The sequence below is a fragment of the Achromobacter sp. HNDS-1 genome (assembly GCF_040084795.1).
In the GTDB taxonomy this organism is placed as follows: Bacteria; Pseudomonadota; Gammaproteobacteria; order Burkholderiales; family Burkholderiaceae_B; genus Achromobacter; species Achromobacter ruhlandii.
This window is the reverse complement of sequence record NZ_CP157584.1, coordinates 1,707,446-1,720,864: the sequence shown is the minus strand read 5'-3', so window position 1 is coordinate 1,720,864 and position 13,419 is coordinate 1,707,446. Positions and strand designations below refer to the sequence as shown.

The following is a 13,419-nucleotide window of genomic DNA, read 5'->3' as shown; positions in this document are numbered from 1 at the left end:
GCGTATTGGTCATTGGCCTTTAGTGGTCAATATATGCCAGTCGTGAGAATTTCGGACAAATGTCATTCAACGGCACAGGGCGGCAAGGATCATCGAAGAACCTAGCAGGTCCGCGCCCGTCAACGGAGCTTGAAAAGGGGACTCGGATTGGATGTCGAAACCACCAATGTGAGCGACTTTTTTGCCCTGCTCAAGGCTACATACATCTTGGACTTGGCGTATAGGGTCGATGTGAACCGCGCCTTGTCGCAGGCCATCAGCATCGCGTGGTCGCACTCCAGGCCCTTCGCCTTGTGAATGCTGCTTAGCACCTTTGGGGGTAATGAAGGACGGGAATGGGAGCGCATACGCGAGACCTCCGCAAATCCTTCGTCCGGATCTGCAAACTGGCCGATGCGCACGGCATCCCGCAGTTCGGACCAGTGATCGATCTTCACGGTGTCAAAGCCCGCGGCGTTATCCTTCACCAGCGCAACAATTTTTGTGAGTGCGTTCGACACGCCCGTATGCGAGGGATTGTTCATGAGGCATCGTGCGACGGCCTGGATGTTGGCCGGCTTGCCCGTGGTGGGGCGCGCCGCCCCGGTACGAACTTCCTGCAAAAGTCGGTCCCCGTGGCTGGACGAGCTGAATCCCGCTGCGACGCTTCCCATGAAGGAAATGAGACCCTGCGCCACCGTTTCCGGATCGCCATGACTGGTGCGCAGTGTCTGTACGAGCGTCCCTAGCGCATCACGCGTATGCCCTTCCCAGATCGGCACTGTCCGAAACCAAAAGGCCCTAAGAGCCGACACCAAATCGTTCTGCGATGCGAGAACCATAAGCTGCGAGCTACTTTTCAGCATCTTGTCGATTGGTACTCGATGCTCCTTGGACAGTTGGTAGCCCGTACGCATCTGCGCCGTGTTGTTTCCGACAAGCACCCTAACTGATGGAGGTAGCGCTCCGGTCAAGTCTATTGGAGTTCCGCGCTCCAAGCTCTCCCGCGCCTCGATTACCCAAGCCCCCAACAGAGGACAACCGGTATTCCAGCGGTGAGGGGTGATCAGCTTCTCGCCTGCTCCCTGCGCCTTCAGAACGTCCCAGCGGGCACGATCGTCGCGAGCGGCTTTGTCGGTCTTGGCGCCGTAAATCCGTTGCATGGGATCACCAAAGATCCGGACAGTTGCTCCAGCGGACAGTAAAGACATGACAACACTGTGCTGATCGACACTAGTGTCCTGGTGTTCATCGCACACGATGACTGGGTAGCGCTGGGCTAGTGCACGAGCCACCATTGGCTGATGGCGCAGAAATCCGGCGACTTTGGTTGCCATGATCTCAAAGCCACGCCCGCCATCCTGCCAAGCCCATGAGGTTAGATCGCGCGGAAGACCAAGTGGCTTGTGGTACGCCAGCGCGATCTGCGCAATCAAGGCATCGATGGTCTTGATTTCGACGCGCGACCCGGCTTTCTTCGTGCGTTCTGCGAAGACAGAGCAAGCGGCGTGGGTGTGCGTCAGGATCAACAAGCGGCCATCACCGATCATACCTACCACCTCCTGCGCGTACGCAGCGGCCTGGTATGTCTTGCCGCAGCCCGCCGCAGCTTCAACGATGACTAGCCGCTCGGGTGAGCGGAGAAGCTTGGCAACGGCGTGGTCGCTCATAGATCGAGCACTTTCAAGGTCTTGTGGCCCACGGCTGTCAGTACCGCGTTGATCAACGGAAGCAACTGCGGCTGCATTTCCGGCCAAGCGCCTAACGCCACCATTTTCTGGGCCAACTCCTGTCCACCAGCAGTGGACTTGAACCATTGCTGGGAATGCTTCTTCCAAGCCTTTTCTTGACCTGTGGGCGCGCCATCCTTGCTGCCGCTGGCGGCTGCAATAATCAAAGTGCGCCACGTTTTTCCGGAGGCTTTCAGCGCCGTATCTATCGCCTCGATGCTCTTGTCCTGAAGTCCCAGGCGCTCCGCTAAGGTCCGAAGGCGATAGCCATCCAGTTCGCCTTCTGCATCCTTCAGCAGTGCGAGAAGATTTTTTTCGGGAATGGCCCCGATCACATGATCCTCGGTGCAGCCCTTGGACCACTGATGCAATCGTTCTTTGAGCTTGTCCTTCAGCTTCTTCCACCGCTCAGGAGCCGTACCTTCGTCGTCAGCCAGGCCGGCAAATAGCAAACCGGAAGACGCGAGCGTCTCCAACAGATCCAAGGTCGCATTGTTTCCCTGACCATCGCAGACTCGCACCCCGTGATCGAGCGGGTTGCCCTTAAAGGCCCTCTCTAATAGGTACTGTAAAAAGCCGACTTCAGTGGGCCCTTCTGCAATGACGGCCACACGCGCCAGAAATGTTTCAGGATCGCGTTTTTGCTGTGGCCCGATCTTGTCCCGAGGCAGCGCCCCGATGGCGCCCGCGCTGTCCAAATACCAGAGGTCCGCGTGCTCGGCACACGAAATGGCGATAGGGCTATGCGTCGTGAGGAAAATCTGTCCGTGTTGGTTGGCCAGGATATTGATGAGCTTGCGCAGACGGTATGGCTCCAGCCCGCGCTCAATCTCATCGATCAGGGTAACGCTTGCTTCCTTGTCCGTTGACGATGCGATTTCGAGTGCAGCCATACGTCTGGTGCCAGCACCCCAACTGTTCAGGGGCAACGCCACCCCATTCTCGGTCGCCACTAGCCCGATGAGCGCGCCGATGGACAAGCCCTGGCTGGTCGTAAGACCGAGTTTCAAATTGCTGGGAAGCGCGGCACCTGCCATGCGCGCATCCAGCGATTCAATCGCCTCCTTGCCCTTGTCATTGAGCGAATCGTGCAAATTGAGCCCTGCGACCTCCTTGCCGATACGTGCCCGCAATGCGCTATCGGCCAACAACCGATCCAGCGCCGAGCCATAGACAAGGCGCAGATCGCGATCATTGCGCTCATCCGCGCTCATTCGAACCATGCCGATACGCCGGCGAACGGCTGACGAAAAATGGGCCGATTCGTCGTCGGGTTGCATGACCTCCCATGCGAGTTCCAATTCCGCGGTACCCCGTACCCGCACGCGATATACCGGCTCGATCGGGGCGGCAGGGCCTTCTTCGTCGGCTGATGGAGGTATCGCATCCTGCCCGTTCCACGCCCACGGCCACGCAAAAGTACTCTGCGAGCCGATGCCGGTCGTATCGGGTAGGGTCATGACGGCTTCGATGACGAATTCCTGCGCGCTGTCGCGCGCCCAATAATCGGCCTCAGAGATGACCGCTGTGTTCGATGGCGAAAGCAGCAACGCAATCGCTTCGAGGATGGTCGTTTTTCCGACGTCACCCCCACCCAGGATGACGTTCATTCCTTTCGCAGGCAGCCATGTTAGGGAGTGGATGCCCCTGAAGCGTTGAATAGTTATTCTATGAATTCGTGCTGTTTGGGCCATGTCATCCTCAATTGCATGGAATAGGGGCATACCCAGAAACCCGTTCTCTTACGTCATTCAGGAACGCGGGCTTCGGATACCGTCACCGGTTCACAATCGCGCGCATTTCTTAATTGCAACAAAATGCTAAGAACATAGCTTAGCAGTACTCAACTCAGTGAGCATTCTTGGTATCAACTGTCTCTGCGAAAAAATGCAGACGACCGCTTTCGCGCTTCACTAGACATTGGCGCGATACAAGTGATTTTCTGCTTCTTGGGCGCGGGCAGCCGTTGATGACGGGCCTTTTCGGTCCGGCGCGCGCACGGGCACGCTCGTGGCGCAAAGGGGGGCAACGGTAGGCACTTTTGCGCGGGTCCCCAGTCGGACCGATGGAAGGTGAGATGGTCGAGAAGCAGCCGACATTCCCGGACTAGCGCGAAGTTGGCGAGGCTTTTCTCATCGTCAAGCAGTGGGATGCGCATGCGTGAGGTCAGTCCGGCATGGACACTGGCTTCTTGTGGGCTCCAGATAATGACCATTGACCACTGACCATTGACCACAGCCAACAGCGCATGGTGACGCCAGATTCGACACCTTCCTTTGTTGACGACCGATCGCCAATGGGTTGGTTGGCGACCCTCGCTTTTGGAGAGAGCAATGCAACTAAGTTTCAGTAGTGCGTGGGCAGGAGAAAGGCGGGTGCAGGAAGATGTCCAAGACGCACCAGTGGTACGCGAGGCGGGCGGCCTTTATCGAGTCGCAAGCCCGGAAGAGCTGTTACGTGCGGCCGCGCAGCAATTGGAGGGGGCGCTGGGTAGCCGCTTGCCAGTGGCCAAGCCATCCGCCGCCATCGACTATATCGTGACGCGGCTGGCGCTGTCGGACGTCGAGGTGTTCGGCGTAATGTTCCTCGATGCGCAATTGAGAATGATCGCCTTCGAGGAAATGTTTAGAGGCACGCTGTCGGAGACCAGCGTGTATCCACGTGAGGTCGTCAAGGCGGCAATTCGGCACAACGCGCACTCCATCTTGATTGCCCACAACCATCCTTCGGGCTCGTCGCAGCCAAGCAAGGCGGACGTTGAGGTTACGCGGCGCTTGAAGGAAGCCGTTGCTCTGGTGAATGTCTCACTGGTCGACCACGTGATCGTGGCGGCGGGTAGCGGCCACTCTATGGCGAAGATGGGCTGGATCTAGACTTGCGCGCATGCGTCCAACAACCGAAGACCGAACGGTCTTCGGTTTTTTTTTACGCTGCGAGTAGCTGCTTGGCGGTTAGCCGCTTTTGAAGCTCGGCCGGCGCCAGGGCTCCCGACAGCAGTCTTTCCAAATATTCGCCGAGCTTCGCCCATGCTGCTTGCTTCTCGTCGGCGTAGTCGTAGAGTTGGTAGTGCCGTCTGACACGGTTTTTGCCCGTGTGAATGACGTGATTTTGGCAGCGGTCGATGATGTTTGGATCGATTCCCAGTGACTCCATGATGGTCGACCCCGTTCGCCGTAAATCATGAGGCGTCCAATTGCCGTTTTGGCCTTTGCCGAGTACCAGGGAATTGTCCGAAGCGCGACGCGCTTTGGGCTTTCCGTTGAACATGGCTTGCCGATCCTTGATTTGCTTAGTAAAGGCCTGCTTGTACATCGGTTGGTCTACCCCCGCGTCATCGTTGTCGCGCGAAGGTAGCAGCCAGCGGGACGATCCTGCCAGGCTGACAAGGGTCTCGAAATGCTTGACTGCGAAGGGTGACAGAAAGACCAGGTGGTCGCGCTTCTGTGATTTTCTACCCTTGACGTTCGCCTTGGGAATGAACCACGTACCTTCTCGGAGATCGAGATGCGTAATTTCAGTTAGGTGCAATTCCCCAATCCGGCATAGCGTGCTCAAACAGATCCAGGAAACTGCCTGCAACGCCTTGGATGGAGGCTTCCTCTTTCGCTTGTCATCCGAAGCGAGATACTGCTCCTCCAACTCGCGGTATCGAGTTTGGAGTTCGACAATCTCAATGGGAGGTAGAACCCGTTCGCGCGCGTTATCCGGGTCGTAATCGTCCGCCAGGAGCACCCCAAGTTCAACCAGCTCAACCGGATTTCCTTCCGAAAGCAGCTTTCGCCATGGTTGGCGCTTTTCTGCCCAATGGAACATCTGACCCAGTATTTGGTAGGTCACTTCGGCAAGCCGATTGCAGCCGCGGCCGACAATCGAGCGGATCACTCGCTCAATATCCTTCTCGCGAATTGATCGCACGGGAGTATCGCCGATCAAGGGAAGCACGTCTTTCTCAACGATGCGCTTCACTTCGGTGTTGCCATCTGCTCGCTTCACTCCCGATTCCAGCCAGCTTTTATACATCTCTTGGAACGAAAGGGCATCGGTTGTGGCCTCTTCTTCAGCGGCGGATACCGCGGCAGATTCCGCTGCCATAGCTTCCCGCACCTGGGCTTTCTCCAAGTCGCGGACGGCCGACGGATTGCGGCCGGCCTTAATGTCCGCCCGCGCTTTGTTCCTGGCGGAGCGGATCTCGTCGAGAGTGCGTTCCGGCCATGAGCCGCAGTAGAATCTCTTTACCTTGTCGCCCATGCGATAGGCGTATCGCCACACCACGGCCATCGTGCCGCGCTGAATGCGGATCTCCCCAGTCAGGCCGTCTCCATCGGCCAGGTGATCACCGGCCCATTCCGCCGGCACCGCTTCCAGTTCTTTGACGGTCCACCGCGCACCTTTTCCGCGTTTTGGGTATCTCGTCATATTTCCTCGAATCTCTCCGTTCTTCTGTCTCAAGCGCCATATGGGACAACATATGGGACAACATTTTTGCGGCTGTCAGCGTACATTAGCGAACGTCGACGAACAAGGAAATTTTGATAAAGCCTTATGAATCAGTTGGTTATTCGTTCGCTGGCGTTCGCTGGCGTTCGTGCGTTTCTAATTTGGGAGCAGAGGGTCGCGAGTTCGAATCCCGCCGCCCCGACCATATTCAAGTGAAGCCTGCGGTCTCCGCATTCCCACCCGCAATGGGCGGGCCTGTGGAGGATTCACGGTAAAAAAACCCTCTCACGCGCCGCGTGGGAGGGTTTTTTTTTGCCATTTCATATCGGATCCGGCGCGGTATCGTGGCGCCGCGCGGTGAGTGGCCGTATCAGCATGATGCGCGCGGCCATCCTCAAACCTGGATGCATAAGTCACATTTTGATGGGTGGATAGCGGTCGGGCGTCGGTAGAATTTCGGGGTCACATTGAATCCGCGGTGCTGCCATGGCTGAATCTTCGAACGCTTCCACGCAGGAAACCGTGCGCCCCTGGCGCAGCGGCGATGTCACCGTCATCGACAACACCAAGCTCAAGAAGGCGGTGACGGCCGCCGCGCTGGGCAATGCGATGGAGTGGTTCGATTTCGGCGTCTACGGTTTCGTTGCCTTCGCGCTGGGCAAGGTGTTCTTCCCGGATGCGTCGCCGGCCGTGCAGACGATCGCGGCGCTGGGCACGTTTTCCGTGCCGTTCCTGGTGCGGCCGCTGGGCGGCGTGTTCTTCGGCGTGATGGGCGACAAGTTCGGCCGGCAGAAGGTGCTGTCGCTGACCATCATCATCATGGCCATCAGCACGTTCTGCATCGGGCTGATTCCGTCCTACGAGTCCATCGGCCTGTGGGCCCCGCTGTTGCTGTTGCTCTGCAAGCTGGCACAGGGCTTTTCGGTGGGCGGCGAATACACCGGCGCCGCGATTTTCGTCGCCGAGTATGCCCCCGATCGTCAACGGGGTTTCCTCGGCAGCTGGCTCGACTTCGGGTCGATCGCGGGCTTCGTGCTGGGCGCGGGCATGGTGCTGATGCTGCAGGCGGCGATGTCGGAAGCGGCCTTCCTGGATTGGGGCTGGCGCGCGCCCTTCTTCATTGCCGGTCCGCTGGGCTTGCTGGGCCTTTACCTGCGCCACGCCGCGGAAGAAACGCCGGCCTTCACGCAACAGCTCGAGAAGATGGAGCAGGACGACCGTGATGCGGTGCAGGAACGGCCGAAGGTCTCGGTGCGCGAGATCTTCGCCAAATACCGCAAGGCACTCCTGGTCTGCATCGGCATGGTGCTGACGACCAACATCACCTATTACATGTTGCTGACCTACATGCCGACCTATCTGTCGGGCAGCCTGCACTACCCGGAACAGCACGGCGTGCTGATCGTGGTGGTGGTGATGGTGGGCATGCTGTTCGTGCAGCCCGGGGTGGGGTTCGTCAGCGACAAGATCGGCCGCAAGCCATTCTTCATCAGCGGCTGCCTGGGGTTGATGGTGGTGGCCATTCCGTCCTTCCTGCTGCTGGGCAGCGACAACATCGGACTCATCTTCCTGGGCCTGCTGCTGATCGCGATCGTGCTGAACTGCATGATCGGCGTGATGGCGGCGACCCTGCCGGCCCTGTTTCCCACGCGTATCCGCTACAGCGCCCTGGCGGCGTCCTTCAACGTGGCCATCATCATTGCCGGCCTGACGCCGACCGTTGCCGCCTGGATCGTCGAGGAGTCCGGCAACCTGATGATGCCGGCGTACTACCTGATGGCCGCCGCCGTCGTGGGCCTGATCACGGCCGTATTCATGCCCGAGACGGCCAACCGGCCGCTGCGCGGCGATACCCCGAACGCCGCGAACAAGGGCGAGGTGAAAGCGCTGTTGCAGCAGGCCTATGATCAGATCGAGCAAAGCGTGCAGGACGTGGACGCCGAGATCGCGGAACTGGAAGAGAAGCTGGAGACGCTGAAGCAGAAGCGACAGCGGTTGGCGGACCGGCATCCGGACATCGACTGACATGGCCCAAGCCGGAACCTGATTCTTGGATCTACCGGAAAGCGCCGCGAGGGCGCAGCATGAGGCCTTCGACAGACAGCAATCAGGATCCATCATGAGCCATCGTCTCGACTACGCCCAAGCCGCCCCCGAGGGCTATAAGGCCTTTGGCACCGTATATGCCTATCTGCGCCAATGCGGCCTGCCCGAAGCGCTGGTCAACCTGGTGTACCTGCGGGTCTCGCAGATCAACGGCTGCGCCTATTGTATCGACATGCACAGCCGCGACCTGCTCAGGCAGGGCGTGGCGGTGGACAAACTGGTTCTGGTGCCGGTGTGGCGCGAGGCCGGCCCCTTGTTCAGCGGCCGCGAGCAGGCCGCGCTGGCCTGGGCCGAATGCGTGACGCGGGTCGCCGACACCGGCGTGCCGGACGCGGACTACCAGGCCGCGGCGGCCGAATTTAATGACAAGGAGCTGGCGGACCTGACCTATGCGATCGGGCTGATGAATGCCTTCAATCGCTTGGGCGTCACGTTCCGCAATATCCCGGCCGCCGTCAAAAAGGCCGGGCAGGGCGGATAGGCGGACGGGCCGCGATCAGGGTCAAGGCCACAGCAGCTTGAGCGCGATCGCCAGCATGGCCAGGCCGACCAGGACGTCCAGCACCCGCCAGGCGGTCTGGCTGGCGAAGACCGGGCGCAGCAGGCGGGCACCGAATCCCAGGGTGAAGAAGAACGCGAACGAGGCGGTCATGGCGCCCAAGGCGAAGGCGAGCTTGCGGCCTTCGTATTGACTGGAGATCGATCCCAGCAACACGACCGTGTCCAGATAGACGTGCGGGTTGAGCCAGGTGAAAGCCAGGCAGGTGAGCAGGGTGGCGCCCAGTCCGGTGGCCTGGCGTGACGACGGCGTCAGGCTGCCGTGGTTGCGCAGCGCGGAGCGCAGGCTGCGCGCCGCATAGGCCAGCAGGAACAGCGCGCCGCCATAGCGCAGCACCGGTTCCAGCCAGGGCATGGCATCGGAGGCCAGGCCGAAGCCGGCCACGCCGGCGGAGATCAGCAGCGCGTCCGACAGCGCGCACACCAGGCACACCGCGAAGACGTGCTCCTGGCGCAAGCCCTGGCGCAGGACAAAGGCGTTTTGCGCGCCGATCGCGAGGATCAGGCTGAGGCCGAGTAAAAATCCGGGGAAGTATGCGCTGCTCATGTCGTGCCTTGAATCAAGGGCGACAGACTAGCGGCTACGGGATAATTAGAGAATCTAAAGATACTAATCTATCTTTAGAGTTTCTGAATTTTTGGGCGTGATCGCGGCACGCCGCCTCGATCAATGGCGCGGTCCGGCGGCTACCGGTTGCAGCTTGTCGAGCTGGGCCTGCAGCGAATTCAACAATTGTTGCAGCTGTTCCGAGGTAACGGCATAGACGCGGCCGCGCCCGTTGCGCGCGGCCGCGGCGGGCGACGGATCGGTCAGGAAATCCAGCCGCAGCAGCAGGGAATCGTGTTCCACCAGGGGCATCATGGCCCAGCCGGTCACCGGCGATACGGCCTCGCCGGGTTTGAAATTTCTGTCCAACACCTTTGTATCCTGTTCACGCGGCCGCCAGGGCGGTATACCGGAATTTTATTTATTCAGGTTAATGTCAGCAAGCCCCTTCCACACTTGGCTCAATCTGCTTGTCCATCGGGGTAGCCCTGTGGACTTGGCCTCCAGCCAGCAGGTGAGCACCCAGGGTCGCTTTCACACCTCGCGCCTGGACGCTCCAGGTGAGCCAGGCCTAGCGACCTTGCGGGACTGCGGACGACGGTCAGAGTATTGCGGAAGGTCGCAGCAATCTGATTGGGCGGATTTCGCCAGGTCGGCTGGCGCCGCGCTGTCGAAATGCGTTTTGGAGGCCTATCTTTTCAACCACGTCAGGTAGGCATGCTCCATGCCTTCCGCCATGCCAGCGAGCGAGAATTTTTTCTCGCCGCGCACATAGGCTGCACCGGCTGCGCCCATGCGCTGTCGCAAGGACGCGTCGGCGGCCAGGGTTTCCAGGGAAGCACGCAAGGCGCCGGCATCGCCATAGGGCACAAGCAGGCCGGTCTCGCCGTGCTTCACGACTTCGGGGACACCCCCAACGTGCGTGCCGACGATGGGCAATCCGCAGGCAGCCGCTTCGATGAATGAAGTGCCCAAGGCCTCAAACTGGGTGGCCAGCGCGAAGATGTCGCTGGCGGCCAGCACATTGCCGATATCGGTGCGTCGGCCGAGAAAGTGAATGCGCGTTTCGCAAGCGAGTCGGCGAGCCGTATCTTTGAGGGCATTGAGCTGCGATCCTTCGCCCGCAAAAACCAAATGGATATCCGCCGGGCCGTTTATAAGCGGTGCCGCCGCGGACAGCAGCAGGCCCTGACCTTTCTGCGGCCGCAGGTGCGCGACGCAGACGATGACGATGGCGTCACGGGAAATCCCTAGCTCTTCGCGCAGGCTGGAGCGCCCGTCGTTCGGCGCGATGGGAATCGCATCGGACACCGTCATGACATGGCTTTGCGGCACGCCGCGCTCGAGCATCTGGCTCGCGACATAGTCGCTGACCGCCACCACCCGGTGCGGAAGTCGAGTGTAGCTCCATAGCGATCCGGGCCGTTTGGCCAGGTGACGGGTGCGTACGATCAGCGGCGTACCTGCAAGTCGGCCGGCCATCGCCGCGATCACGGTGTCGCGCCGGCTATGGGTATTGAGGACGTCGAATTTGCCGCGCGCCAGGATGCTGCGGATGCCGTACACCGCTCGGGTGTAGTTCGATACACCGTCCATCAGGAATTCATGCACGCGAAACCCCTCAGCCTGCAGGCTCGCCGACAGCTTGCTTCCGGGTTGGCAGATCGCTTCGAGCGTATGGCCGCGTTCGCGCAATGCCATCATTTCCTGGAAAATACGGTTTTCCTGGCCGCCGAAGGTTGTCGCCGCCTCGGAATGCATGATGCGCAACCGCCCCTGGCCGCTAGCACACATCAGGATGTCTCGCTTTGGGATAACAGCACTATGGTCTCGGCGTAGAGGAAATCCTCGTCCGAGATCACGCCATAGGGAGTGGTTGCCCCCAGCTTGATGTCCAGGCGCTTGTCGTGCTGGTGCGCCTGGATGTTGCCGGACAGGTCCAAGCATAGGCGCCAGCCGGCAGCCCCCAACCGGTTCATGATGTCAGAGGGTTTAAGTATGGCCAGCTCATAGGGTCCAACAGCTTCGAACATGTGAGATGGAATCGCACTGGCCAGCCCCACGTCTACAAGTCGAGAAGCTTTGCCATTGCCAGGATCGAAAGAATACCGGAATAGCGCGGGCAGCCGTACGCCCTGAAAATGCGGCATAATAATGTTTCAATTGAAAATTGTTGTCGCATTTTAGCAAACTCGCCCCAATCTGCTCATTTCGGCATACAACGCGTCCACTTGTTTGTCTTACTGCTGAACATCAGCGCCCAGCGGCATGGGCAAGGCCGGCCTGAGCGGCGAGTAGCTTACCATTTTCTGAATGAAAGAGTGGCGTGTTCGCAGTCCCGAGGGCGCGAAGGCACGAACAACAAAAAAGCGCCCGGAGAGGGGCGCCTTATGCCAGGGAGGTCCGTGAAGCCAGGCTAGCCGGCGTTCTGGTCCGCCGCCCGCAGCAGGCTGTACAGCTTGTCCTTGAGCAGGAGCTTTTCCTTTTTAAGGACTTCGACGCTGGTGTCAGAGGCCGGCACGATGCCCGCCTCCATGTTCTTGATCTCCTGGTCCAGGTCGTTGTGACGCTGGAACAGTGCCGAGAAATGACCATTCTCGGCTTTCAGGCGGGTAATCAGTTGGCGGTACTCAGGAAACATGACGGCCTCTTGCGTGATCCGGTTGAAGGGGGGGCTGCGCGGGGCCGGCGAACCGGCCCGTTAATGAGCTGTCGGTTCCATGACAGCCCAATGGCCCGCCAAAGTCAACCCGCCGGGCAGCGCGCCGCGGGGCCGATTTGATGCCACGCAAAGGCGTGGCAAGAGGGGCGCCATGGGGGGAGTTGCTTGGTCTTATCTTTTCACGTTTATTTACATGGGCCGTTTGGGGCCGGGGATACACTCGCTTCCCCGTGGTCTGCCATAAAAGTGACATGAATCAGCGCGCGCCCATTTATCGCCGAGTCCTGGCGTTGTTCCAGCAGGACGGCCGGATCCACCCGGGCACCGGGATGATCACCGGCGTGATTGCGCTATTCCTCGCCATCCTGTCGGTGCTGGGCGTGCTGGCGTTTCACTTTCCGGCGTATCTGACGACGCCCGAATTGCGCACCTTCTACACCGTCGACGCGATGCGCACGTTGCTGTTCGCCGCCTTGCTGGCGTCCGGCACCATTGCCCTGACCAACATCGTGTTCGGCCGCCAGCGCTGGCTCAACATCGCCGCGTTCGTGCTGGTGTGCGGCGCGGTCGCCGCCGGCGGCAGCCAGGTGGTGGTGACCACTTCCAACACCGGCCATCATCCCTACCTGGGGCTGGACTGGTTCATCCTCGACCTGCTGGCCTCCAGCACCGTGTTCATCATCTTCGAAAAGCTGTTTCCGCTGTATCCGGGCCAGCCGGTGTTCCGCGGCGAATGGCAGGTGGACATGAAGCACTTCCTGTTCAACCACCTGTCGGTGGGCGCGGTGCTGCTGTGCATCAACTTCTTCGTGCACCGCTTGTTCTCGTGGGCCGCGTACGAACCGCTGCAGCAGGCGATCCAGTCGCTGCCTTACCTGGTGGAGTTGTTCGTGGCGGTGCTGGTGGCGGACCTGGTGCAGTACGCCGCGCATCGGGCGTATCACGAGGTGCCGTTCCTGTGGCGCATCCACGCGGTGCACCACAGCACCCGCACGCTCGACTGGCTGGCCGGTTCGCGCCTGCACATCGTCGAACTGCTGATCACGCGGGTGGCGGTGCTGGGCGTGCTGTTCGCGCTGGGCTTTTCCAAGCCGGTGCTGGATGCCTACATCATCATCGTCGGTTTCCAGGCGGTGCTGATCCATTCCAACGTCAAGCTGCCGTGGGGCTGGCTGCGCTACATCATCGTGACGCCGGACTTCCACCACTGGCATCACTCGTCCGACACCGAGGCGATCGACAAGAACTATGCGGCGCACCTGTCGTTCATCGACTACCTGTTCGGCACGGCGGTGCGCGGCACGGGCAAGCGCCTGCCGGAGAACTACGGCATTCTCGATAACGACATGCCCGGCACGTTCCTGGCGCAGCAGGCCTACCCCTTCCGCAAGAAGTAGGCC

General features: G+C 60.2%; 12 protein-coding genes. 4 read left to right on the top strand and 8 right to left on the bottom strand.

Annotated features, from left to right (window positions below; genetic code table 11):
- Positions 1–119: 119 nt before the first annotated feature.
- Together ABFG95_RS07870 and ABFG95_RS07865 are read right to left on the bottom strand one after the other, a co-directional pair.
- Positions 120–1,649 carry a UvrD-helicase domain-containing protein gene (locus tag ABFG95_RS07870; RefSeq protein ID WP_348995718.1) on the bottom strand — a complete coding sequence of 510 codons (1,530 nt, stop codon included), beginning with the start codon at positions 1,647–1,649 and terminating at the stop codon, positions 120–122.
- Positions 1,646–3,319 carry an AAA family ATPase gene (locus tag ABFG95_RS07865; RefSeq protein ID WP_348995717.1) on the bottom strand — a complete coding sequence of 558 codons (1,674 nt, stop codon included), beginning with the start codon at positions 3,317–3,319 and terminating at the stop codon, positions 1,646–1,648. Before ABFG95_RS07865 ends, ABFG95_RS07870 begins: the two co-directional genes overlap by 4 nt.
- A 723-nt stretch (positions 3,320–4,042) precedes the next feature.
- Here ABFG95_RS07865 and ABFG95_RS07860 point away from each other — a divergent pair.
- On the top strand, positions 4,043–4,582 hold the full coding sequence (locus ABFG95_RS07860; RefSeq protein WP_348995716.1) for a JAB domain-containing protein: 540 nt from the start codon (positions 4,043–4,045) through the stop codon (positions 4,580–4,582).
- Between the two features lie 52 nt (positions 4,583–4,634).
- Here the strand turns inward: ABFG95_RS07860 and ABFG95_RS07855 are convergent, their stop codons facing one another.
- A complete protein-coding gene (locus tag ABFG95_RS07855) occupies positions 4,635–6,125 on the bottom strand; it encodes a tyrosine-type recombinase/integrase (RefSeq protein WP_348995715.1) in 1,491 nt (496 codons plus the stop codon).
- A gap of 507 nt (positions 6,126–6,632) precedes the next feature.
- Here ABFG95_RS07855 and proP point away from each other — a divergent pair.
- The gene (proP, locus tag ABFG95_RS07850; RefSeq protein ID WP_063582370.1) at positions 6,633–8,171 is read left to right on the top strand and encodes a glycine betaine/L-proline transporter ProP; all 1,539 of its coding nucleotides are present in this window, start codon (positions 6,633–6,635) and stop codon (positions 8,169–8,171) included.
- Positions 8,172–8,265: 94 nt separating this feature from the next.
- On the top strand, positions 8,266–8,733 hold the full coding sequence (locus ABFG95_RS07845; RefSeq protein WP_059272252.1) for a carboxymuconolactone decarboxylase family protein: 468 nt from the start codon (positions 8,266–8,268) through the stop codon (positions 8,731–8,733).
- Positions 8,734–8,754: 21 nt separating this feature from the next.
- Here ABFG95_RS07845 and ABFG95_RS07840 read toward each other — a convergent pair whose 3' ends face one another.
- From ABFG95_RS07840 to ABFG95_RS07820, 5 genes are all read right to left on the bottom strand, one after another.
- Complete coding sequence (locus ABFG95_RS07840; RefSeq protein ID WP_068949897.1) at positions 8,755–9,357, bottom strand: LysE/ArgO family amino acid transporter; 603 nt, start codon at positions 9,355–9,357, stop codon at positions 8,755–8,757.
- Between the two features lie 120 nt (positions 9,358–9,477).
- Positions 9,478–9,729 (bottom strand): hypothetical protein, encoded by a 252-nt coding sequence (locus ABFG95_RS07835; protein ID WP_278992844.1) that lies wholly within the window; start codon positions 9,727–9,729, stop codon positions 9,478–9,480.
- 318 nt (positions 9,730–10,047) lie between these two features.
- A complete protein-coding gene (locus tag ABFG95_RS07830; protein WP_254601288.1) occupies positions 10,048–11,118 on the bottom strand; it encodes a glycosyltransferase family 4 protein in 1,071 nt (356 codons plus the stop codon).
- 32 nt (positions 11,119–11,150) lie between these two features.
- Complete coding sequence (locus ABFG95_RS07825; RefSeq protein WP_157810497.1) at positions 11,151–11,507, bottom strand: hypothetical protein; 357 nt, start codon at positions 11,505–11,507, stop codon at positions 11,151–11,153.
- A gap of 266 nt (positions 11,508–11,773) precedes the next feature.
- A complete protein-coding gene (locus tag ABFG95_RS07820) occupies positions 11,774–11,998 on the bottom strand; it encodes a DUF465 domain-containing protein (protein ID WP_049075356.1) in 225 nt (74 codons plus the stop codon).
- Between the two features lie 272 nt (positions 11,999–12,270).
- Here ABFG95_RS07820 and ABFG95_RS07815 point away from each other — a divergent pair, with 272 nt between their 5' ends.
- A complete protein-coding gene (locus ABFG95_RS07815) occupies positions 12,271–13,416 on the top strand; it encodes a sterol desaturase family protein (RefSeq protein WP_049075355.1) in 1,146 nt (381 codons plus the stop codon).
- Positions 13,417–13,419 lie beyond the last annotated feature (3 nt).

What these genes read in the sequence shown, in the direction of transcription:
- ABFG95_RS07870 (WP_348995718.1), bottom strand. Translation starts at nt 1,649, where the DNA reads ATGAGCGACCACGCCGTTGCCAAGCTTCTCCGCTCACCCGAGCGGCTA.
- ABFG95_RS07865 (WP_348995717.1), bottom strand. Translation starts at nt 3,319, where the DNA reads ATGAACGTCATCCTGGGTGGGGGTGACGTCGGAAAAACGACCATCCTC.
- ABFG95_RS07860 (WP_348995716.1), top strand. Translation starts at nt 4,043, where the DNA reads ATGCAACTAAGTTTCAGTAGTGCGTGGGCAGGAGAAAGGCGGGTGCAG.
- ABFG95_RS07855 (WP_348995715.1), bottom strand. Translation starts at nt 6,125, where the DNA reads ATGACGAGATACCCAAAACGCGGAAAAGGTGCGCGGTGGACCGTCAAA.
- proP (WP_063582370.1), top strand. Translation starts at nt 6,633, where the DNA reads ATGGCTGAATCTTCGAACGCTTCCACGCAGGAAACCGTGCGCCCCTGG.
- ABFG95_RS07845 (WP_059272252.1), top strand. Translation starts at nt 8,266, where the DNA reads ATGAGCCATCGTCTCGACTACGCCCAAGCCGCCCCCGAGGGCTATAAG.
- ABFG95_RS07840 (WP_068949897.1), bottom strand. Translation starts at nt 9,357, where the DNA reads ATGAGCAGCGCATACTTCCCCGGATTTTTACTCGGCCTCAGCCTGATC.
- ABFG95_RS07830 (WP_254601288.1), bottom strand. Translation starts at nt 11,118, where the DNA reads ATGCATTCCGAGGCGGCGACAACCTTCGGCGGCCAGGAAAACCGTATT.
- ABFG95_RS07825 (WP_157810497.1), bottom strand. Translation starts at nt 11,507, where the DNA reads ATGCCGCATTTTCAGGGCGTACGGCTGCCCGCGCTATTCCGGTATTCT.
- ABFG95_RS07820 (WP_049075356.1), bottom strand. Translation starts at nt 11,998, where the DNA reads ATGTTTCCTGAGTACCGCCAACTGATTACCCGCCTGAAAGCCGAGAAT.
- ABFG95_RS07815 (WP_049075355.1), top strand. Translation starts at nt 12,271, where the DNA reads ATGAATCAGCGCGCGCCCATTTATCGCCGAGTCCTGGCGTTGTTCCAG.